This window comes from Streptomyces sp. NPDC050433, from assembly GCF_044458565.1.
Lineage (GTDB): Bacteria > Actinomycetota > Actinomycetes > Streptomycetales > Streptomycetaceae > Streptomyces.
Map to the genome: position 1 here is coordinate 248,492 of NZ_JBITIB010000008.1, position 20,695 is coordinate 269,186.

Annotated in this window: 16 protein-coding genes; 10 read left to right on the forward strand and 6 right to left on the reverse strand. The window is 72.2% G+C overall.

Translation table 11 applies throughout. The annotated features are described in order from the left end of the window. The first annotated feature begins 39 nt into the window (after positions 1–39). Complete coding sequence (gene fxsA, locus ACIBLA_RS12920) at positions 40–651, forward strand: FxsA family membrane protein (protein ID WP_363244687.1); 612 nt, start codon at positions 40–42, stop codon at positions 649–651. An 87-nt stretch (positions 652–738) separates the two neighbouring features. Here the strand turns inward: fxsA and ACIBLA_RS12925 are convergent, their stop codons facing one another. From ACIBLA_RS12925 to ACIBLA_RS12940, 4 genes are all read right to left on the reverse strand, one after another. Continuing rightward, positions 739–1,113 carry an RNA polymerase-binding protein RbpA gene (locus ACIBLA_RS12925; protein ID WP_003959706.1) on the reverse strand — a complete coding sequence of 125 codons (375 nt, stop codon included), beginning with the start codon at positions 1,111–1,113 and terminating at the stop codon, positions 739–741. Between the two features lie 275 nt (positions 1,114–1,388). Continuing rightward, positions 1,389–2,747, reverse strand: a complete 1,359-nt coding sequence (locus ACIBLA_RS12930; protein ID WP_363246023.1) for an MFS transporter — start codon at positions 2,745–2,747, stop codon at positions 1,389–1,391. A gap of 42 nt (positions 2,748–2,789) precedes the next feature. Further along, on the reverse strand, positions 2,790–3,554 hold the full coding sequence (locus ACIBLA_RS12935; protein WP_399198550.1) for a glycerophosphodiester phosphodiesterase: 765 nt from the start codon (positions 3,552–3,554) through the stop codon (positions 2,790–2,792). Further along, positions 3,551–4,219, reverse strand: coding sequence for a hypothetical protein (locus ACIBLA_RS12940; RefSeq protein WP_363246025.1), 669 nt, complete (start codon positions 4,217–4,219; stop codon positions 3,551–3,553). The genes ACIBLA_RS12935 and ACIBLA_RS12940 overlap by 4 nt, the downstream gene beginning before the upstream one ends. Before the next feature lie 104 nt (positions 4,220–4,323). Between ACIBLA_RS12940 and ACIBLA_RS12945 the strand changes: the two genes are divergently transcribed. Next, the gene (locus ACIBLA_RS12945; RefSeq protein ID WP_363246026.1) at positions 4,324–5,832 is read left to right on the forward strand and encodes a PLP-dependent aminotransferase family protein; all 1,509 of its coding nucleotides are present in this window, start codon (positions 4,324–4,326) and stop codon (positions 5,830–5,832) included. Between the two features lie 30 nt (positions 5,833–5,862). Here the strand turns inward: ACIBLA_RS12945 and ACIBLA_RS12950 are convergent, their stop codons facing one another. Together ACIBLA_RS12950 and ACIBLA_RS12955 are read right to left on the reverse strand one after the other, a co-directional pair. After that, entirely contained in the window at positions 5,863–7,554 is a 1,692-nt protein-coding gene (locus tag ACIBLA_RS12950; RefSeq protein ID WP_363246027.1) for a hypothetical protein, read from the reverse strand. 64 nt (positions 7,555–7,618) lie between these two features. After that, positions 7,619–7,813 (reverse strand): hypothetical protein, encoded by a 195-nt coding sequence (locus ACIBLA_RS12955; RefSeq protein WP_189109156.1) that lies wholly within the window; start codon positions 7,811–7,813, stop codon positions 7,619–7,621. A 252-nt stretch (positions 7,814–8,065) separates the two neighbouring features. On the opposite strand from ACIBLA_RS12955, the gene ACIBLA_RS12960 reads away from it, so the two are divergent. From ACIBLA_RS12960 to ACIBLA_RS12995, 8 genes are all read left to right on the forward strand, one after another. Beyond that, positions 8,066–8,473 carry an ankyrin repeat domain-containing protein gene (locus ACIBLA_RS12960; RefSeq protein WP_363246028.1) on the forward strand — a complete coding sequence of 136 codons (408 nt, stop codon included), beginning with the start codon at positions 8,066–8,068 and terminating at the stop codon, positions 8,471–8,473. Positions 8,474–8,677: 204 nt separating this feature from the next. Then, positions 8,678–10,096, forward strand: coding sequence for a HEAT repeat domain-containing protein (locus ACIBLA_RS12965; protein ID WP_363246029.1), 1,419 nt, complete (start codon positions 8,678–8,680; stop codon positions 10,094–10,096). 279 nt (positions 10,097–10,375) lie between these two features. Then, the gene (locus ACIBLA_RS12970; RefSeq protein WP_363246030.1) at positions 10,376–11,578 is read left to right on the forward strand and encodes a glycosyltransferase family 1 protein; all 1,203 of its coding nucleotides are present in this window, start codon (positions 10,376–10,378) and stop codon (positions 11,576–11,578) included. Beyond that, complete coding sequence (locus tag ACIBLA_RS12975) at positions 11,575–12,939, forward strand: glycosyltransferase (RefSeq protein ID WP_363246031.1); 1,365 nt, start codon at positions 11,575–11,577, stop codon at positions 12,937–12,939. The genes ACIBLA_RS12970 and ACIBLA_RS12975 overlap by 4 nt, the downstream gene beginning before the upstream one ends. Positions 12,940–13,382: 443 nt before the next feature. After that, positions 13,383–14,186: an SGNH/GDSL hydrolase family protein gene (locus tag ACIBLA_RS12980; protein ID WP_399198566.1), complete on the forward strand. Its 804-nt coding sequence runs from the start codon at positions 13,383–13,385 to the stop codon at positions 14,184–14,186. Next, entirely contained in the window at positions 14,183–17,800 is a 3,618-nt protein-coding gene (locus tag ACIBLA_RS12985) for a hydantoinase B/oxoprolinase family protein (RefSeq protein ID WP_399198551.1), read from the forward strand. The genes ACIBLA_RS12980 and ACIBLA_RS12985 overlap by 4 nt, the downstream gene beginning before the upstream one ends. A 129-nt stretch (positions 17,801–17,929) precedes the next feature. Further along, positions 17,930–19,474 carry a hypothetical protein gene (locus ACIBLA_RS12990; RefSeq protein WP_399198552.1) on the forward strand — a complete coding sequence of 515 codons (1,545 nt, stop codon included), beginning with the start codon at positions 17,930–17,932 and terminating at the stop codon, positions 19,472–19,474. Positions 19,475–19,697: 223 nt separating this feature from the next. After that, positions 19,698–20,612, forward strand: a complete 915-nt coding sequence (locus tag ACIBLA_RS12995) for a hypothetical protein (protein WP_363246035.1) — start codon at positions 19,698–19,700, stop codon at positions 20,610–20,612. The last annotated feature ends 83 nt before the right edge of the window (positions 20,613–20,695 follow it).

A 20,695-nucleotide genomic window follows, 5' to 3' on the forward strand; every position in this document is an offset into this window, starting at 1 on the left:
CGTACGACAACGCGAGCCGCTGCCAGGCACACTGGAATCATGACGACCGGCGCAACGCCTCCCGTGGCTCCGCAGCGCTCACGCGCGCGCAAAATTGTTCCCCTGGGCATCGCCCTCTGGCTGGTGCTCGAAATCTGGCTGCTGACCGTCGTGGCGGACGCGACGAACGCGCTGACCGTGCTGGCGCTGCTGATCGGCGCGGGCATCCTGGGCTCGGTGGTGGTGAAGCGGGCGGGCCGCCGCGCCTTCCGGAATCTCACCGAGACCCTTCAGCAGGCCCAGCGCAGGCAGCAGAACCCGGACGCCCCCGAGAACGCCGACGAGAGCGCCAACACCAGCTCCGGCAACGGCTTCCTGATGCTGGGCGGGCTGCTGATCATGCTGCCGGGGCTGATCTCCGACGCCGCCGGTCTGATCCTGCTGATCCCGCCGGTGCGTTCGCTGTTGAGCCGGCGGCTGGAGCGGTCGCTGGAGCGCCGTATGCGGGCCGCGGGCACCGGAGGGCTCGGGGACGCCTACCAGCAGGCTCAGCAGGCCAGGATGTCGCGGCCCGACGGCAAGGTCGTCCAGGGAGAGGTCATCAAGCACGACGAGCCGCGGCCACCGCGCGACTCCGACGAGGACGGCCCCCGCCCACCGCTGACGCGTTGAGACCGGACCGGAAGAAGCCGTGGGCCGCGACACTGTGTGTCGCGGCCCACGGCTTCTCGCATGTGCTGTTGTGGCGGTGCTACAGGGTCAGGCCGACTTCCGGCTGTCCCTCGGATGCACCGCGATATTCATGGCGCCGGAGCGCAGGACGGCCAGCCGCTCGGCCAGCACCTCCTCCAACTCCTCGCGTGTGCGCCGCTCCATGAGCATGTCCCAGTGCGTACGCGCAGGCTTGCCCTTCTTCTCCTCGGGGCCATCCCCGTCCACCAGGAGTGCCTGGGCGCCACACGCCTTGCACTCCCACTCCGGCGGAATTTCCGCCTCTACCGAAAACGGCATCTCAAATCGATGGCCGTTCTGGCATGCGTACTCCACCGCCTGGCGCGGGGCCAGATCGATGCCGCGGTCCGTCTCGTAGCTGGTAACCACAAGTCGCGTGCCGCGGAGAGCTCGCTCACTCATGAATCGTGCCTCCCGGGCTTGTCGCCCACAGGACAGGTGTCGCTGTCGTCGTCTTCCGGTCAACGTCCGGTCGGCGGTAAAGATTCCCGTAGCGGGTCATGCGTCGCCGTCGTGCCGCTGCTTCTGCCAAGGATTCCGTACCCACCAGTGCCCGGTTTGTCACATGTAGTGCTGGATGTCATGCGGCGATCTCGCTTGTTTTCGCTTCTGTGACACGCAGTAACGGTCCGGCTGGCAGGCCAACGGCGTACACTACCGCGCTTTCACTTCAACGTCTAAATCCGCTCCGGCACGGGGTTTCCCGCCTCGGCCACGGCCCTGCGCACCGGCACCCGCGCGAGCAGCGCGAACCCGATCACGAAGAAGACCACCAGGGAGAGAATCGCGTCCCGGTAGCTGCCCGTGACCTGATACGCGAGACCGAACACCAGGGGGCCCAGCCAGCTCAGCCCGCGGTCGCTCATCTCGTACGCGGCGAAGTACTCGGCCTCCTTGCCGCGCGGCACGAGATGCGAGAACAGCGAACGGGACAGCGCCTGACTGCCGCCGAGCACCATGCCGATCGCGGCGGCGAGGGCGAAGAACCAGACCGGGGCCCCGGCGGGCAGGAAGTACCCGGCCGCGAGGATCACCGTCCACACGGCGAGCGAGGCGAGAATCGTCCGTTTGGCTCCGTGGGTCCGCGCCAGCCGGCCCATGCCGAGCGCGCCCGCGACCGCCAGGATCTGGACCAGCAGCACGGCCGTGATCAGCGTCGTCTGGTCGAGACCCAGCTCCTCGGAGCCGTAGATCGACGCCTGGGAGATCACCGTCTGCACGCCGTCGTTGTAGATCAGATAGGCGAGCAGGAAGGAGAGCGTGAGGGGGTGGCGGCGCATGTCGCGCAAGGTGGCCATCAGCTGGCGCCAGCCCGTGCCGACGGAGCCCTGGCCCGCGTGGCCGCCGTCCTTCGCGACCCGCCGGTCGCGCAGCCGGCTGAGCGGCACCAGCGTGAAGGCGCCCCACCAGACACCGGCGGAGGCCAGACAGATCCGCACGGCCGTCGACTCCGAGACGCCGAACGACTCGTGGCCGCTGTAGAGAATCAGGTTCAGTACGAGGACGAAGGCGCCCGAGGTGTAGCCGAAGGCCCAGCCGCGTGAGGACACGGCGTCGCGTTCCTCGGGCGTGGCTATCTGTGGCAGATAGGCGTTGTAGAGCGCCATGGACACCGACAGCGAGGCGTTCGCCACGATCAGCAGGACCACGCCCAGCAGATAGCGGTCGCCGTCCAGGAAGAACATGCCCGCCGTGGCCCCCGCGCCGACGTACGCCGCGACGCCGAGCAGCGGCTTCTTGCGCCCCGTACGGTCGGCCACCGCGCCGGCCAGCGGCATCAGCAGCACCGCCAGCACGATCGAGACGGACACCGAGTACGCGAAGACCGAACCGGCCCGCACCGGGATGCCCAGCGGGTGGACGAAGCCGTCGGCGTCGGCGGCGGCCTTCGCCACGGTCGTCAGATACGGCCCGAGGAAGACGGTGACGACGCTCGTCGAGTAGACGGAGCACGCGAAGTCGTAGAAGTACCAGCCGCGTTGCTCACGTATGCGGCCCGTCTCGTCGTCGGTCAGGTCCGCGGTGTCGGCGGTCATCCCGCGCCCCTCATTCGTCCCCGTAGGGGACATCAGTAACCATCAGTGCCAGGCCCCGCGCTCGGTGAACACCGCGCGCAACGTCTCCAGTTGATCGGTCATGATGCCATCCACGCCGAGGTCCAGGAGCGACCGCATCCGATCGGCGTCGTTGATCGTCCAGACATGCACCTGGAGGCCACGGGCGTGCGCCGTCCTTACGAAGCGTCTGTCGACCACCCGTACGCCGCTCTGGTCCTGCGGGACCTGTGCGCAGACGGCGCCCTCACGTACGGGCGCGGGCACCCCGTACGAGCGCAGCCGCAGGCCCAGCACCCCGCGTACGCCGTACGACGTGGCCAGCCGGGGACCCGCCAGCCGGTGCGCCCGTGCGACCCGCGCCTCCGAGAACGAGCCCACGCACACCCGGTCCCAGCTGTCCGTCCGGCCGATCAGATCGAGCAGCGGGCGCAGGGCGGGCCCCGCCTTCATGTCGACGTTCCAGCGGGCGTCCGGGAACTCCTCCAGAAGATCCTCGAACAGCGCGAGCGGTTCCCGGCCGCCGACCCTGGCGCGGCTCACCTCGCTCCACGGCAGCTCGGAGATCCGGCCGCTCAGGTCGGTGACCCGGTCGAGCGTCGTGTCGTGGAACGCCACGAGCCGGCCGTCGGCCGTCGTGTGCACGTCGGTCTCGAAGTAGCGGTAACCGAGCCCGGCGGCACGCCGGAAGGCCGCCGCGGTGTTCTCGATCCCGTCGGCCGCGCCACCACGGTGGGCGAACGGGATCGGCGACGGATGGTCCAGATAGGGATGGCGTACGGGAGTCACGGCCGAAGTATGGCCTGCTCCGGGGAACCCCCGGCGACAGCCGGGTCGCCGTCCGCCGTCGGCGGGACGACGAAGACGCGCAGGAACAGCTGCGCGAGCGGTCCTATCGACAGCGCGTAGGCGATCGTGCCGACCCCGACGGAGCCGCCGAGAACGAAGCCGGTGGCGACGACGGCCACCTCGATCCCGGTACGGACCAGCCGCACCGACCGGCCGGTGAGGCGGTGCAGGCCCGTCATCAGGCCGTCGCGGGGGCCGGGGCCGAAACGGGCGGCGATGTAGAGACCCGTCGCCAAGCCGTTGAGGACGATGCCGGCGATCAGCAGCGGGATCTGTACGGCGAGGGTGCGGCCGTCCGGGACGAGGGCCAGTGCGCCGTCCATCGCGATTCCGACCACGAAGACGTTCGAGACGGTGCCGAGTCCGGGGCGCTGCCGGATCGGGATCCACAACAGCAGGACGACCGCGCCGACGATGATCGAGACGACGCCCATGGTCAGCCCGGTGAGTTCGGACAGTCCCTGGTGCAGGACACCCCACGGCTCCAGCCCGAGGCCACCCCTGACCAGCAGGGCCGAGCTCACGCCGTACAGCGTCAGACCCGTGTAGAGCTGGAGGAGCCGACGGGGGAGCCGCTTGCCGCGGAGAGTGGGCGCGATGGGCAAGGTGCTGTCCTTCAGGAGTGGAACGAGTGGACTGGTACGTGTCACTCTGTGGCGGGGTGCTGAAGGCCAACCATGGCCAATTCGTGGAAGGTGGACTGATTTCCATGACTCAGTGGACGTCGGCGGTCGGGGCGGCTCAGCTCGCGCGGCAGCTCAACGCCCAGCAGTCGCGGCCCGTCGGCCCCGGCACCCGCAAACCGCCCGCGTACCGGTCTCTCGCCGACGGTGTCAGGCTGCTCGTCCTCGAAGGCCGTGTGCCCGTCGCCGCCCGCCTCCCCGCCGAACGCGAGCTGGCCCTCGCGCTCTCCCTCAGCCGTACGACCGTCGCCGCCGCCTACGAGGTCCTGCGCGCCGAGGGATTCCTGGAATCGCGCAGGGGCGCCGGCAGCTGGACGGCCGTACCGGCCGGGAATCCGCTGCCCGCGCGCGGCCTCGAACCACTGCCGCCGGACTCCCTCGGCTCGATGATCGACCTCGGCTGCGCCGCCCTGACGGCGCCCGAGCCCTGGCTCACCCGCGCCGTCCAGGGCGCGCTGGAGGAGTTGCCGCCGTACGCGCACACCCACGGCGACTACCCGGCGGGGCTGCCCGCGCTGCGTCAGACACTCGCCGACCGGTACACCGCGCGCGGTATCCCGACCATGCCCGAGCAGATCATGGTCACCACCGGTGCGATGGGCGCGATCGACGCCATCTGCCATCTCTTCGCCGGACGTGGCGAGCGCGTCGCCGTCGAGTCGCCCAGCTACGCGAACATCCTCCAGCTGATGCGCGAGGCGGGCGCCCGGCTCGTCCCCGTCGCCATGGCCGAGGGACTGGCCGGCTGGGACCTGCCGCGCTGGCGCCAGGTGCTGCGGGACGCCGCGCCCCGGCTCGCGTACGTCGTCGCCGACTTCCACAACCCGACGGGCGCGCTGGCCACCGAGGACCAGCGCAGACAGCTGGTCGAGGCGGCGCGTTCGGCGGGGACCGTGCTCGTCGCGGACGAGACGATGTCGGAGCTGTATCTGGACGGGGACGGGCCGGGCGACGAACTGCCGCCGCCCGTCTGCGCCTTCGACCCGGCGGGCAGCACGGTCCTCACGGTCGGGTCGGTCAGCAAGGCGTTCTGGGCGGGCATGCGCATCGGGTGGGTACGGGCCGCGCCCGAGGTCATCCGCTCACTCGTCTCCGCCCGTGCATACGCCGACCTCGGCACCCCCGTGCTCGAACAGCTGGCGATCAACTGGCTGATGGGCACCGGCGGTTGGGAGCAGGCGGTCGACGTCCGGCGGACCCAGAGCAGGGAGAACCGCGACGCGCTGGTGGCGGCCGTGCGCAGGGAGCTGCCGAGCTGGGAGTTCGACGTGCCGCGCGGCGGACTGACGCTGTGGGTGCGCACCGGGGGACTGTCGGGCTCGCGGATCGCGGAGGTGGGCGAGCGCGTCGGCGTACGGGTGCCGGGCGGGCCGCGCTTCGGGGTTGACGGGGCCTTCGAGGGGTACGTGCGGCTGCCGTTCACCGTGGCCGGGCCGGTTGCCGACGAGGCGGCCGTCCGGCTGGCGGCGGCGGCGCGGCTCGTGGAGAGCGGCGCGCGCGCCGGCACGGACGTGCCGCGCACGTTCATCGCCTGACGGGCGCCCCGGCGCGTACGGCCCGAGGGGTCAGCCCTCGGCCGGTACGGCGGTGGGCATCGGCGCCGTGCTCTGCCGAGGCTGTTGCAGCTGCACGGTCGGCGGGCCGGGCTCCGGGCCCGGCTCAGCGGGTTCGCGCGGCGTGGAGGGCGGCGGGTCCGCCTTGCGGCCGGGTTCGTGCGATCGGGTGGCCGCAGCGGTCGATCCGCCGCGCGGGGTGTGCCGGTCCGGCAGCAGATCCAGCACCGCCCGCCGGTGCGCGTCGCTGGTGGCGTCGTCGTACGGATCGGGCGTGGCCGGGACCTGGAGCCGGAGCACCGGTCCGGTGCCGAGCCGCGCGTAACCCCGCCCGGTGGGGATGTCCGGGGTGGGGATGGTGTGCGGCGGCGCCCCGAGGACCGCTTCCAACTCCTCGCGCGCGGCGGCGCCGAGCACGACACGCGCGCGGGTGTGTGTCCGTACGGTCTCGCTGAGCGCGTCCAGGGTGTCGAACTGCTCCGCCACGACCACCGTCACATGGGCGGCTCTGCCGTGCCGCAGCGGCACGTTGAGCAGTTCCTGCGGATCGGGCCGTCCGTCGGCGGCGGCTACGTGGCCGAAGGCGCTCGGCCGGTCCAGCAGCAGCCAGAGCGGTCGCTTGGTGTCCTCGGGGACGGCGTGACCGGACTGGCGGGCGCGGTTGGCGGCGATCAGCCGCCGTTCCGTCTCGTTGGCGGCCCATTCGAGACCGGCCAGCGCGCCCGAGAGCCCGCTCTCCACGGCGAGCACGCCCGTACGCCCGCCGAGACTTGCGTACTCCCCGGTCCCGTTGCCCTCCACGATCACCACGTCGCCGTGGGCGAGCGCCTGGAGGGCGATAGAACGGAGCAGACTCGTGGTGCCGCTTCCCGGGTGCCCGACGGCGAGCAGATGAGGCTCGGTCGAGCGGGCACCCGTACGCCAGACCACCGGAGGGGCGTCACGGGTCTCGTCGCCCTCCATGACCGGCACCGTGCGAGGGACCGCGTCGGCGTCGGTGAAGCCGAGCACGGTCTCGCCGGGGGCGGTGACGAAGCGCTGTGCGGCGATTTTGGTGGGAAGCGGCGGCAGCACGCTCATGATCAGCTCGTTGCCCTCCTCGTCCCAGTCGAAGCGGTACTCCCGGCCGCGCCCGGACTTCGCGTGCATCAGATGCTCGATCCGGACGCGGGAGGGGTACTCACCGTCGGTGAAGTACGGCGGATACGACACCCGCAGCCGGGTGAGACGCCCGTCGGCGTCGAACTCGTACTCGTCGAAGGCCTTGTCCCACTCCCCGCCGTGGGCGAACAGCGGACTCGGGTCCTCCGGCACGGAGAAGTACGGCACCAGGGCCTCGTAGAGAGACCGCAGGCGCTGCAACTCCGCGTCGTCGGGCCCGGTCCGCACCGGCGTACGGTCCCGGCCCTTCCAGCCGGCCACCGCCATCACCGAGATGAGGGCGAGGAGCGGTCCGTACGGGATGAGCGCGAAGACCAGGACGACGGCCGCGACCAGGAACAGCGCGGGACCACGCCGGTCCTTGGGCGTGGCCGCCCATTTCTGCCGTCCCGTGCCGGCCAGCAGACGCAGACCACGGGTGATCGTGATCAGCGGATGGAGGACGTCGGTGGCGCTGTCGGCGGCCGAGCGGGCCATCTCTCGGCTGCGAGTGATGCGAGCGCTGCCGCTGCTCAGAATGCGGGGGAGTGGTCGCCGGGCCACGTCTGTCTCCTGAAGGTGCGGAAGGTGCTGGATGTGCTGGATGTGTTGGAGAGATGGCAGGCGGTCAGAACTTGATCCCGCCCAGTAGGCCGGCGAGGCTGGCGCCTCCGGCCGTGATGCTCGGGGCGATGGCTGTGCCCGCGAGATAGAAACCGAAGAGCGCGCAGACGAGCGCGTGGGACGCCTTGAGTCCGTCCTTCCTGAAGAAGAGGAAGACGATGATTCCGAGCAGCACGACGCCTGACATGGACAGGATCATGAGGGGTTCTCCTGGTTGAGGGGGACAGTCACCATGAGTTCTTCCATGCTCACAGTAAGTATCTATGTGATAAAAGGTGCAAGTGAGTGAAATTCCGGGAATTTCACTTCACCGGCCGACAGTGGAAGCCCGCGCGCCGCTTGCTACGGCCTCCGCGCCCCGGAGCGGACCACTGGGCAGTAACCTGTCGATTCACTCGTACGGCTCCGCAGTCGTGCGTCCCAGGTCAGCGGCACGAGAGGCGGTTCACCGATGAGCGAGGTCCCGGAGGGCGGCGCTCCCGACAGCGACGTCGTCGAGCTGGCGACGAAGGTCTTCGACCTCGCGCGCCGCGGGGAGACCGAGACGCTCGCCGCCTACCTCGACGCCGGTGTCCCCGCGAATCTCACCAACGACCGGGGTGACTCCCTCGTCATGCTCGCCGCGTACCACGGACACGCGCCCGCGGTGGAGGCGCTGCTCTCGCGCGGCGCCGAGGCCGACCGGGCCAACGACCGCGGGCAGACGCCACTGGCGGGAGCGGTCTTCAAGGGCGAGGACGCCGTGATCCGCGCACTGCTCACCGGCGGGGCCGACCCGACGAGTGGATCACCCTCCGCCGTGGATACAGCGCGGATGTTCGGGAAGACGGACCTCCTGGAGCTGTTCGGAGCCCGGTGAAGGAGTGCGTCGTAAATGTGGTCGCGGTGGCGAAATGGGTGGGTCATCATGACGTCGGGCCCGGAAGGGGCCACCGACGAGAGGCAGAGGAAGATGGTCTACACCAAGCAGGAGACGACGGCCGAGCGATGTTGTCGCGCGGCCTAGGCAGCCTAGGCATCCCACTCCCCGGTTGCGTCGACAGCTTGATGTGAGGCTCTCCCCATGTTCGATCCAGTCATAGCGCCGAGCGGCACGCTCCTCGGCCTGCTGCAAAGGGGGCGCGGCGACGGCACTCTGCACGCGCTGGCCGCACCCCGCGCCGAGGCGCTCAACGCCCTCAATCACTGCGTGATGAACGACCCGCGCCACGACTGGCAGGTCGAGAACCGCTCCCTCTACTACGCGCGTCTCTATCTGGACCTCCACGGCGATCTCGAACCGCTCGAACACCACCTCTTCCGTGCCGAGGACCACTTCGACACCGAGGAGTCGCGCACCGGGCTCGCCCTCGCCGTACTGGGCCACCTCGCCTCCTACGGAAGAGACGACGCCCTGGGCCTCCTGCGCCGGTACGCCACGTCGGGATCCAACTGGACCTGGGCGCTCGACGAGCTGGCCCTTCGCGACGACGACGCGGGCCTACGCTCGCTCGCCCCGCCGATCCTGGCCAGATTCCCCACCACGGCAGAGGGCGAAGCGGAGCTGGCCGGCGCCCTCCGGAGCGCCTTCGAGCCCCGGCCCTGGCGGCTCTGGGCCGACGACCCGCGCCAGGCTGTCGCCGGCCGCGTCAGGGCGGCACGGGAGCAGGGCTCCTTCGACCGATGGCAGCAGCAGCTGCGGCCGAGCGGACCGCGCCCCGGCTGGAGCGTCCAGGCCGTCTTCGAATGGGCGCAGGACGGCCTCGAACGGGGCACGACCCTGCACGTGCCCGCCGCCCGATGTCTGACCGCGGTCGCCGGGCCCGACGACCGCGCCGCGATCGTCGAAGCCGGCCGCAGCGGCCCCGACGGCGCGCGCTCGGCCGCGCTGCACTACCTCGCCGAGGCCCGCGATCCCGCCGTGCTCGACCTGATCGAGGCCGCGGCGACCGACCCGTCCGAGAGCCTCGCCGAAGCCGCCGTCGCCGCCTTCGAGCGGATGTGCGGCGAGCCCGCGGTCGACCGGGCACGCGGCTGGGTGCACCGGCCCGACGCCCTCGGCGCCTCGGCGGCGGGCGTCCTCGCCTCACGGGGCGGCGCGCAGGACACTCAGCTGGTGCTCGGCGCACTCCGGGAGGCCGTACGGTCCGACGGACCCGACGCGCCCCGCCTGTGGACCCTCGTCGACGGCACCGGACGGCTCGGCATCGGCTGTGCCGCACCCGTGCTGCGGCACGTGTACCGGGAGACCGCCTCCTCGCACCTGCGCGGCCGTACGGCCAGGGCACTGGCGGCCACCGACCCCTCGTATGCCACGGGATTCGCCGTCGAATGCCTCTGGGACTGCGAGGAGACCACCAGAGAGGTCGCCGCGCTGCACGCCGAGACCGGTGACGTGCGGGTGGCCGACCGGCTGCGGCGGCTCGCCGCCGATCCGGCCGAGGAGGCCGAGGTGCAGACCGCCGTACGGAGCCGGATCGGGCCGGACACGCCCGCCGTCTGACAGCGCCCCGCCCGGTGCGCACCGGGCGGGGACACGGCGGGGCCGGATTTGATCGCGGAGGTCTCGTGGCCGGCCGGCGGGTTCTACCGGGCGGGTATGGCCGTACGGTCTCCACCAGGTGAACCGCCCGGCGCACGCCGGTTGCGGTCAGGGGCGCGAACGGCTGTGAGGTCGCCGAAGTTCCGCTCGGGCCCTCGAAACATTAATGCTCACGGGACGTTTTCCACGCGGAAAGATCCACGTTGGCCGGATCACCCCCGGTGCGGCGAGAACACGAGTATGCGTGTCGTCATCGTCACCGAATCCTTCCCGCCCGATGTGAACGGCGTGGCGCACTGCGCCCTGCAGACCGCCCGGCATCTCGTCGCCCGCGGCCATGACCCGCTCGTCATCGCACCGGCCTCGTCGTCATCCGCGATCGCGGGCGCCGAGGCCCCCTCCCCGTCCCCCTCCGCCTCCTTCTCCCCGTCCCCCCGCACCACGGCCTCTCCCCGCACGGCCGACTCCGACGCACCGTGCCCCGTGGTGCGCGTCCCCTCCCTCCCCCTGCCCGGCTATCCCCAGGTACGCGTCGCCCTGCCCAGCCGCCGGGTCGCCGCGACCCTCGCCGCGCACCGCGCCGACCTCGTGCACCTGGCCGGGCCGTTCGTCCTCGGCGTACGCGGCATGGCAGCCGCCACGCGGCTGGGAATACCCGCCGTCGCCGTCTACCAGACCGACCTCGCCGGCTACGCCCGTACCTACATGGGCGCGGGCGAGGCGGCGGCGTGGCGCCGGCTGCGCGCCGTGCACAGCGCGGCGGACCGCACGCTCGCCCCGTCCAGCGCCGCCATGAAGGACCTTGAGGAGCACCGCGTCCCGCGCGTCAGGCTCTGGCGACGTGGTGTGGACACCGTCAGGTTCCGGCCAGAGCTGCGCGACGAAGCGCTGCGCCGCAGCCTCGCGCCGAACGGCGAGCTGATCGTCGGATACGTCGGCAGGCTGGCGCCCGAGAAGCATGTCGAACTCCTGTCCGGCGCCTGCGGGCTGCCCGGCGTCCGCGTCGTGATCGTCGGGGACGGGCCGAGCGAGCCGTCCCTGCGCACCGCGCTCCCCGGCGCCGTGTTCCTCGGCCGCCGGACCGGGGACGAACTGGCGCGGATCTTCGCCTCGTTCGACGTCTTCGCGCACACCGGGCCGTACGAGACGTTCTGCCAGACCGTCCAGGAGGCCATGGCCAGCGGCACCCCGGTGATCGCCCCGGCGGCGGGCGGACCGCTCGACCTCGTCGACCACGGACGCACCGGGCTGCTGGTGCCGCCCCACGACGTGCGGGCCGTCACCGGAGCCGTACGGGACCTCCAGGCAGCCCCGGAGCTGCGCGCCTCCTACGGACGCACCGCACGCGCCATCGTCGAGGGCCGCACGTGGGCGGCGGTGGGCGACCAACTGCTCGACCACTACGCCGAGGTACTCGGCGAGCGCACGGCCGTGGTCGCATGAGCGGCGCGGGTGCCGCTCCTCGCGGCGTACGGATCGTCCGGCTGGCCAACTTCGTCACCCCGGCCTCGGGAGGCCTCAGGACGGCCCTCCAGGAGCTCGGTGCGGGCTATCTGGCCGCCGGGCACGAACCGGTCCTGATCGTGCCCGGTGACCGCCCGAGCGACGAACACACGGCGCAGGGACGGGTGATCACCCTGCCGGGCGCGGTGCTGCCCGGCACCGGCGGCTACCGGGTGCTGACCGCCCGCCGGAGCCTGCGCACCCTGCTCGAATCCCTCGCCCCCGACCGGCTGGAGGTCTCCGACCGCACCAGCCTGCGGTGGACGGGGGAGTGGGCGCGCCGCCACCGGATCCCGTCCGTCATGGTGTCCCACGAGACCGCCGACGGGGTGCTGCGCACCTGGGGCGTACCGGCCGTGGCGGCCGAACGCGCCGCGGACCGGCTCAACCGGCGCAGCGCGTGGGCGTATTCACGGATCGTCTGCACCACCGAGTGGGCCGAGCGCGAGTTCGTCCGGATCGGCGCGCGCAACGTGGTGCGCGCGCCGCTCGGTGTCGACCTGTTGCGCTGCCGGCCGGACCGGCGCCGCGAGGCCCTGCGTGCCAAGTACGCGCGGGGGGCCGATGTCCTGATGCTGCTCTGCTCGCGGCTGTCCGTCGAGAAGCGCCCGGCCGTCGCGCTCGACACCCTTGCCGCGCTCCTCGCCCGCGGCGTGCGGGCGACGCTGGTGATCGCCGGGGACGGTCCCCTGGCGGGCGTGCTGGCGCGCAGGGCGCGCGAGCGGCGGCTGCCCGTGGTGTTCCTCGGGCATGTGGGCGACCGGGAGGAGTTGGCGAACCTCCAGGCCTCCGCGGACATCTGTCTGGCACCGGGGCCGGCGGAGACCTTCGGTCTGTCCGCGCTCGAGGCACTGGCCTGCGGCACTCCCGTCGTCGCCAGCGCGTCCTCGGCTCTCCCGGAGATCCTGGGCGCGGCGGGCGGTACGGCGACGGACACCCCGAGGGCGTTCGCCGACGCCGTACAGGAACTCCTGGGCCGTCCGGAGGGCGTCCGGCGCGCCGCGGCGCGGGCGCGGGCCGAACTCTTCGGCTGGGACCGCGCGGTCGCCGCCTTCCTGGCGGCGCACGAAGCGCCGGGTACGGGACAGGACCCGCTCGCGGCGGAGCGGACCGTCGTCGGGGCACCGAGCGGCGGCGAGGCGGTGACCCAGGGCGCGGTCGCGGCGCCCCCGGCTCCGGGGGCATCCGTGACGGTGCCGACGGTCCCGGCCGTGCCTTCGGTGTCGGCCGTGACGCGTCTGTCGGCCGTGAGGTCCGTCGCGGCGGCCCCGGTGCGGCCTCCGAACGGAGAGGCGAGATGACCGTGTACGCGAACCTCGGGCTGCCGCCCGAGGCGGCTGTCCCCGTGGAGCCCTCCGTACGGAGGCCGCTGCGGTTCGCCGCGCTCGGGGACTCGCTGACCGCGGGCGTGGGGGACCGCGTGGACGGCCGCTGGCGCGGCTGGGCGGTGCTGCTCGCCGACGCGCTCGCGCCGGTCGACGGCAACGGCAACGGCAACGGCAACGGGTACGGGGCGGTCCACCGCACGGGCCGCGAGGCGCCCGGTCGGAGCGGCGACGGAACGGCCGTGTCTGGCGCGCCGGCCACGTGTGGTGCGACCGGTGAACCCCTGGACCAGGCGGTCACGCCGCCCGGCGGGGCGGCCGTTGCACCGCCGGAGCGTGCGGAGCGCTCCGGCGCGGACGCCCTGCACGAGGCCGGACGGCGCGGGCGGGACGGCCGTCCGACCAGCCCCGGCCGACACCTGGGGACTGTGGCGGGCCCGGTCTTCGGTTCCGGCCTCTCCGCCGGGCCCAACCCCGCCGAACCCGCCTCCACCTTCCGTAACTTCGCCACCAGCGGCGCCCTCACCCGCGACGTCCGCGCGGAACAGACCCCCGCCGCCCTCGCCTTCGCGCCCGACATCGCCTCCGTCGTCGTCGGTGTCAACGACACCCTCCGACGCTCCTTCGACATCGCCGCCATCGCCCGCGCCCTCGACGAGGTCTGCGCCGCCCTCACCGCGCGCGGCACCGTCCTGCTCACCGCATGCCTTCCGGACCCCGGCGTCATGCTGGGCCTGCCGGCCCCGCTCGCGAGACCGCTCGCGCGCAGACAGCGCGCGGTCAACACCCTCGTCCACACGCTCTCCGCGCGGTACGGCGCCGTCCATCTGCACGCCGCCGACCCGGCGTGGGTCGCCGACCGCTCCCTGTGGAGCGCCGATCGGCTGCACCCCGGCGAACGCGGCCACCGCGTGATCGCCGCGCGGTTCCACGCCATGCTCACCACGCGCGGCCTGACACTGGGCCCACCGCCGTCCCAGGAGCCCGAACGGCCGCCGCCCGGCCGGACAGAGGCACTTCTCTGGCTGGCGACGGCGGGCGCCGGCTGGCTGGTGCGCAGAAGCGCCGATCTGCTGCCCGAACTGCTGTGGCTGGCGGGCGGCGAGCTGCGCCACCTCGCACGCGGCACCGCCGACCGCCTCGACCGACGCGCCGAACATGCACTCTCCCGCGCGCTGACAGCGCTGCCGCCGGCCGTTCCGCTTGCCAGAATGGGGGAATGAGTGGGCGCTGGGAATTCTGGATCGACCGTGGCGGCACCTTCACCGACGTGGTGGGGCGACGGCCCGACGGACGTCTCGTCACACGGAAACTGCTGTCGCACAACCCGGAGCAGTACGACGACGCGGCGGTGGCCGGGATCCGGCTGCTGCTCGGTGCAGCACCGGACGATCCGGTTCCCGCCGACCGGATCGACGTCGTCAAGATGGGCACGACCGTCGCCACCAACGCGCTGCTTGAGCGCCGTGGCGAGCCGACCGTCCTCCTCGTCACCGAGGGCTTCGGCGACGCGCTGAGGATCGCGTACCAGAACCGCCCCCGCCTCTTCGACCGTCACATCGTGCTGCCGGAAGCCGTCTACGACCGTGTCATCGAGGTTCCCGAACGCGTCGACGCGCACGGCGCCACCGTACGGCCGTTGGACACGGAGGCCGTCGCCGCGCGGCTGCGGGAGGCGTACGACGACGGTTTCCGCAGCGCCGCCGTCGTCCTCATGCACGGCTACCGCCACCCCGACCACGAGAGCGCGGTCGCCGAGGCGGCCCGCGCGGCGGGCTTCACCCAGGTCAGCCGCTCCCACGAGGTCAGCCCACTGATCAAACTGGTGCCGCGCGGCGACACCACCGTCGTGGACGCCTACCTCTCCCCGATCCTGCGGCGCTACGTCGACGAGATCGCCTCCGAACTCCGCGACATCCGGCTGATGTTCATGCAGTCCAACGGAGGGCTGCGCGAGGCCGCCCACTTCCGTGGGAAGGACGCCGTGCTGTCCGGACCGGCGGGCGGAGTCGTCGGCATGGCCCGTACCTCCGGACAGGCGGGCTTCGACCGCGTCGTCGGCTTCGACATGGGCGGCACGTCGACCGATGTCTCGCACTACGCCGGGGAGTTCGAGCGCGAGCTGGGCACACAGGTCGCCGGGGTCCGGATGCGGGCCCCCATGATGAACATCCACACCGTCGCGGCAGGCGGCGGCTCCGTGCTGCACTTCGACGGCCAGCGCTACCGCGTCGGGCCCGACTCGGCGGGCGCCGTGCCCGGCCCCGCCTGCTACCGCAGGGGCGGCCCGCTGACCGTCACCGACGCCAACGTGATGCTCGGCCGGGTGCAACCGGACCACTTCCCGGCGGTGTTCGGGCCCGAAGGCGACCAGCCGCTGGACGCCGACGTGGTGCGGCGCGAGCGATTCGCCGCGCTCGCCGAGGAGGTCGAGGCGGCCACCGGTGTACGGCGCGCGCCGGCCGAAGTCGCCGCAGGGTTCCTGGAGATCGCCGTGCTGAACATGGCGAACGCCGTCAAGAAGATCTCCGTCCAGCGCGGGCACGACATCACCCGTTACGCCCTCACCAGCTTCGGCGGAGCGGGCGGCCAGCACGCGTGCGCCGTCGCGGACGCGCTCGGCGTCGACACGGTGATCGTGCCGCCGCTCGCCGGTGTCCTCTCCGCGTACGGCATCGGGCTCGCCGACGCCACCGCCATGCGGGAGCAGTCGGTGGAGGCCGAACTCCGCGACGCGGGCACGCCGCGCCGGGTGCGGGAACTGTGTGCCGCCCTCGCCGAACGCACCCGTGCCGAACTGCGCGCGGACTCCGTCCCGGACGCCGCGATCACCACGCACGCGCGCGTGCTCCTCCGGTACGCCGGAACGGACGCGAGCCTGGCGGTGCCCCTCGGCGACGTCGCCGACATGACGGCGGCCTTCGAGGGCGAACACCGCGCGCGTTACGCCTTCACCATGGACAAGCCCCTGGTGATCGAGGCCGTGTCGGTCGAAGCCGTCGGCAAGGCCGCTTCGCACGGGACGTACGCAGCCGACGAGACCTCAGTAGGAGGCGACGGCGACAACGGGCCCGTACGGCCCGCGAGAGTACGGATGTTCGTCGACGGCACGGAGCGCGACTGCCCGCTCCACCAGCGCGCCGATCTGCGGCCCACCGACACCGTCGAAGGCCCCGCGATGATCGCCGAGGCCGACGCGACGACCGTCGTGGACGCGGGCTGGCAGGCGGCGGTCGGCGACCTCGGGCATCTGCTCCTCACCCGCGTGAGGCCCCGCCCCACACGCGTCGCGGCGGGCACGGACGTGGACCCGGTGCTGCTCGAAGTCTTCAACAACCTCTTCATGGCCATCGCCGAGCAGATGGGCGTACGCCTGGAGAACACCGCCCACTCCGTCAACATCAAGGAACGGCTCGACTTCTCCTGCGCCCTCTTCGACGCCGAGGGCAATCTGATCGCCAACGCGCCCCACATCCCCGTCCATCTCGGCTCCATGGGCGAGTCCATCAAGGAGGTGCTGAAGCGCGACGCGGACTCGCTGCGCCCCGGCGACGTGTACGCCGTCAACGACCCCTACCACGGAGGCACCCATCTGCCGGACGTGACGGTCGTGACGCCTGTCTTCGACGAACAGGGCGAACATCTGCGCTTCCTGGTCGCCTCGCGCGGTCACCACGCAGAGATCGGCGGCATCACCCCCGGCTCGATGCCCGCCTTCAGCCGGACCATCCACGAGGAAGGCGTGCTCTTCGACAACTGGCTCCTCGTACGCGACGGCAGACTCCGCGAGGCCGAGACGCGCGAACTGCTCGCCACCGCGCCGCACCCCTCCCGCGACCCGGACACCAACCTGGCCGACCTCCGTGCCCAGATCGCCGCCAACGAGAAGGGCATCGCCGAACTGCGCCGTATGACCGAGCAGTTCGGCTACGACGTCGTAGACGCGTACATGGGCCACGTACGGCGCAACGCGGAGGAGTCCGTACGCCGCATCATCGCCGGGCTCAGCGACGGCGCCTACCGCTACGAGACCGACAACGGCGCCGTCATCGAGGTCGCCGTGCGCGTCGACCGCGAGGCCCGCAGCGCCGTCGTGGACTTCACCGGGACATCACCGCAGCAGGAAGGCAACTTCAACGCGCCCCGGTCCGTGGTGATGGCGGCCGTCCTGTATGTCTTCCGGACGCTGGTCGCCGACGACATCCCGCTCAACAGCGGCTGTCTGGCGCCGCTCGACGTACGGGTGCCCGAGGGCTCGATGCTCTCGCCGGCCTTCCCGGCGGCGACGGTGGCCGGAAATGTGGAGACCTCGCAGGCCGTGACGGGCGCACTGTACGCGGCGCTCGGCGTCCAGGCCGAGGGCTCGGGCACGATGAACAACCTCACCTTCGGCAACGAACGGGTCCAGTACTACGAGACGGTGGCGAGCGGATCGGGCGCGGGTGAGGGCTTCGACGGCGCCGACGCCGTCCAGACCCATATGACCAACTCCCGCCTCACCGACCCCGAAGTGCTCGAATGGCGCTACCCGGTACGGGTCGACGGATTCGCCGTCCGGGACGGCAGCGGCGGCCGGGGCCGATGGACCGGCGGGAACGGAGTCGTACGGCGCATCCGCTTCCTGGAGCCCATGACGGTGACGCTGCTGACCGGGCACCGCGCGGTGGCCCCGTACGGCATGGCGGGCGGTGAGCCGGGTGAACTCGGCGGCAACGAGGTGGAGCGGGCCGACGGGACCCGTACACCGCTGAAAGGGGTCGACTCGGCGGATGTGACCGTGGACGACGTGCTGGTGCTGCGCACCCCAGGCGGCGGAGGATACGGCACGCCGGGGTGAACTCGCCCGGCGCGGCGGGCCGGTGGCCGGTCCGCCGCGCCGGCCGAGCGGCCCGCTGCGCAGTCCGCCGCCGCTGCGGCTTCTGCGTCGTTTCGACCGTTGTCAGTCCGAGGACCTAATCTGTGCAACGTGACTTCGCCTGCCTCGACGGACTCTGTTCCGCCCCAGCTCAGCGCGGGGCCGCGGCTCGCCCAGGGCCCGGCCGCCGACGAAGGGCTGGCGCGCCGACTGCGCGCGCTCGCCTGCACCGCGCCGCTGCACGACCTCGACACCCGCAAGGCCAATCTGGCGGGGGAGTACTCGGTCTACGCGATGGCGGAGGTCGCGCTCGCGGCGATCGACCTCGTGACGCTCAACATGGACTTCGACACCGGCGCGGACCACGAGCAGATAGTGTCCAGACTCCTGCCGCGCGTCGCGGCCCAGGCACCGCACCGCCCGGTCACCGAGCACGAGCGGGTGGCCCGCTGGGTGCTGGAGAATCTGATCAACGTCGGCAGCGTCGACCGCGGCTTCCGCGCCGTGTACGGCACATTCGGCGCCGACGGCGTCTACACCCGCAGGGACTACGACTTCAAGCTGATCGAGGAAGTCCCCGGCCACGGCGGCAGCGTCTATCTCCGCACGACCGACGAAGCCGTCAACGTACTGGTGGGCGCGTTGGACACGGACGTCACCAGCGCCCAGATCGCCGCCGAGGTCAAGTTGGAGGTGCTGATCAACAGAGGGCGGCTCGCCGACGCCCAACTCGCCGCCGAGCAGGCCCGGTACCGCACCGTGCAGTACGCGGAGACGCTCCGCAGGACCCTGGAGGCGACCCGGCGCAACGTCCGAGCGGTCGACTGGCTCAACGCCGTGCCGGACATGATCGCCGAAGCGCTCGACCATGTCGCCGACCGGTATCGCCACGAGAACGCGATCCTCAACAACATCCGCAAGTCACGTGACGAGGCGGAGACCGGCGCCGACCCGAAGACGGCCGAGCACAAGCGGCGCGCCGCCGAACTGGTCGACATCGTCAAGGACTGCATCCGCCGGCACACCCAGCTCCAGTCCCGACTCCTTGAGGCGGGACCGCTGTTCCGCGCCGAGCAGGACCGCCAGGCGTTCGCCGAGCCCACGACCCGGACGGGGCTCGACCTCTACGGCCAACTCGTCGCCCCGCTCCTGCCGCTGTCGGCCGACCGGGCGAGCCGGGTCACCGACGCCTTCTTCGCCCGTGGTACGGGGCTGCGCACGCCCACGTCCGTGCGGGTCGGCGACCTCGTGGACCTGCTGCTCACGCCTCCCGTGGAGCGGGAGCACCTGGGCGCGGAGATGCCCGAGCCCGATCTGATCGCGACCCCCGACGACAGCCGCTTCAGTGAGGAGCAGTTGGCGAGCGCGATGGAACTGCTCGACCTGGAGCACGACGCACCGCGCAGACTCTCCGGCCTGCTCGCCGAGGCCCGCCGCCGCGATCCGGACCTGCCCTATCTCGTCGCGCTGCTCGCGATCCACGCGGCCAGTCCGCCGGTCGGCACGGCCTACCGGCAGGGTGAGGAGCGGCTGTTGTTCGCCGTGGACGACGGAACCGCCCTCGACGACCCGGAGTTCGGCGGCGCCGACCTGATAGTGGGCACGGCCCTTCTGGACGCCGCGGGCATGAGCGCCGACCGTACGGAGGCGGCATGAGGCCGTTGGGGACGGCGGCCCGCACGGTCTCCGGGGCGTGTCCGCGAAGTCGCGTCCGGCTCATGACACCTGGACGCACGCCTGCGTTGCCGGCGTTCTCGAAGGCAGCCGAAACGCCGATCCTCCGCCGTGCGATCGCACGCACCGACGTGCCATCGGCCGCCACCGCCACCGGCGCCAGCGCCACCCGTCCATGGACCACCCCCGGTAAGGAGCAGCGCCCGTGAGCGACCACCAGGCAGAGCAGGCCGCCGCGTGGGGCGAGGCGGGGAGCGCCGAAACGGCCCGCGCGTCCGTGCCCGCGCCGCCCGGCGGGGCCGTCACCCCCGCCGACGCGGCCGACGCCGCGCGCCTCGTCTCCTTCGGACTCCAGCCCAAACTGCTCCCCGCGCGGGACGCCGAATACGCCGACCTGCTGCGCCGCTACCGCGAGGAGACGGCCTTTGCGCGGCTCGCCGACGCGGTGGCCACAGGCCTCGGCCTCGTCGTCCTCGAAGTCTCCTCCCGTGCCGGGATGGCCGTGACGGCGGGCGAGGACTCCGTGTTCGCCGTCCGCATGGGCGACTACGCCCGCCGCGCGTCGACCGACTCCGCGGACCGCTTCCTGCACGGCCTGGCCCATCTCGCCGTCGCCGCCATGGCCTTCCCCCGCCCCGAGGACCTCGCCGACGACGGGTACATCGGCCGTATCACCGTCAACGGTGTCGACGCCTTCGTACGACAGGCCTGCCACAGGCTGGAGGAACGGGCCGAGGAGCGGGGCGAGAACACCGACCCGGCGACCGACGCACCGGGCCTCGAATCGGCCTGGCGCATCTACGCCCGCCGCAGCGCGACCGGCGCCACCAAGGACGCGCGCCGCCTCGCGGGCTCCACCACCGGCATCATCGGCAAGGCCATGGCCTTCCTCACCGACTCCGGCTTCCTGCACCGCACCGGCGACGACGCCGGAGGCGCGTACCGCACCACGGCCCGCTACCAACTCCAGGTCCGCGACATGGCAGGCAGCGCCGCCCTGGCCGAACTGCTCGCCTTGGGCGTCGTACCGGTCACCGACGGATCGGCCACCCTGCTTCCGCCACCCGACCTGGACGACCTCGACCTGGTCGCCGACGCCGGACTGCCCTTCCACTCCTAGCCGAGCGGCCGACGGCCCCGACGGCCCAAGAGCCCCGCCCGCCCAAGACCCAGCCACCCAGTCCCGCCCCCCACCCCGCCGGT

Bases quoted from the DNA above. Each gene is read 5' to 3' on its own strand.
- fxsA (WP_363244687.1), top strand. From the start codon at position 40: ATGACGACCGGCGCAACGCCTCCCGTGGCTCCGCAGCGCTCACGCGCG.
- ACIBLA_RS12925 (WP_003959706.1), bottom strand. From the start codon at position 1,113: ATGAGTGAGCGAGCTCTCCGCGGCACGCGACTTGTGGTTACCAGCTAC.
- ACIBLA_RS12960 (WP_363246028.1), top strand. From the start codon at position 8,066: ATGAGCGAGGTCCCGGAGGGCGGCGCTCCCGACAGCGACGTCGTCGAG.
- ACIBLA_RS12930 (WP_363246023.1), bottom strand. From the start codon at position 2,747: ATGACCGCCGACACCGCGGACCTGACCGACGACGAGACGGGCCGCATA.
- ACIBLA_RS12970 (WP_363246030.1), top strand. From the start codon at position 10,376: ATGCGTGTCGTCATCGTCACCGAATCCTTCCCGCCCGATGTGAACGGC.
- ACIBLA_RS12945 (WP_363246026.1), top strand. From the start codon at position 4,324: ATGACTCAGTGGACGTCGGCGGTCGGGGCGGCTCAGCTCGCGCGGCAG.
- ACIBLA_RS12985 (WP_399198551.1), top strand. From the start codon at position 14,183: ATGAGTGGGCGCTGGGAATTCTGGATCGACCGTGGCGGCACCTTCACC.
- ACIBLA_RS12955 (WP_189109156.1), bottom strand. From the start codon at position 7,813: ATGATCCTGTCCATGTCAGGCGTCGTGCTGCTCGGAATCATCGTCTTC.
- ACIBLA_RS12965 (WP_363246029.1), top strand. From the start codon at position 8,678: ATGTTCGATCCAGTCATAGCGCCGAGCGGCACGCTCCTCGGCCTGCTG.
- ACIBLA_RS12975 (WP_363246031.1), top strand. From the start codon at position 11,575: ATGAGCGGCGCGGGTGCCGCTCCTCGCGGCGTACGGATCGTCCGGCTG.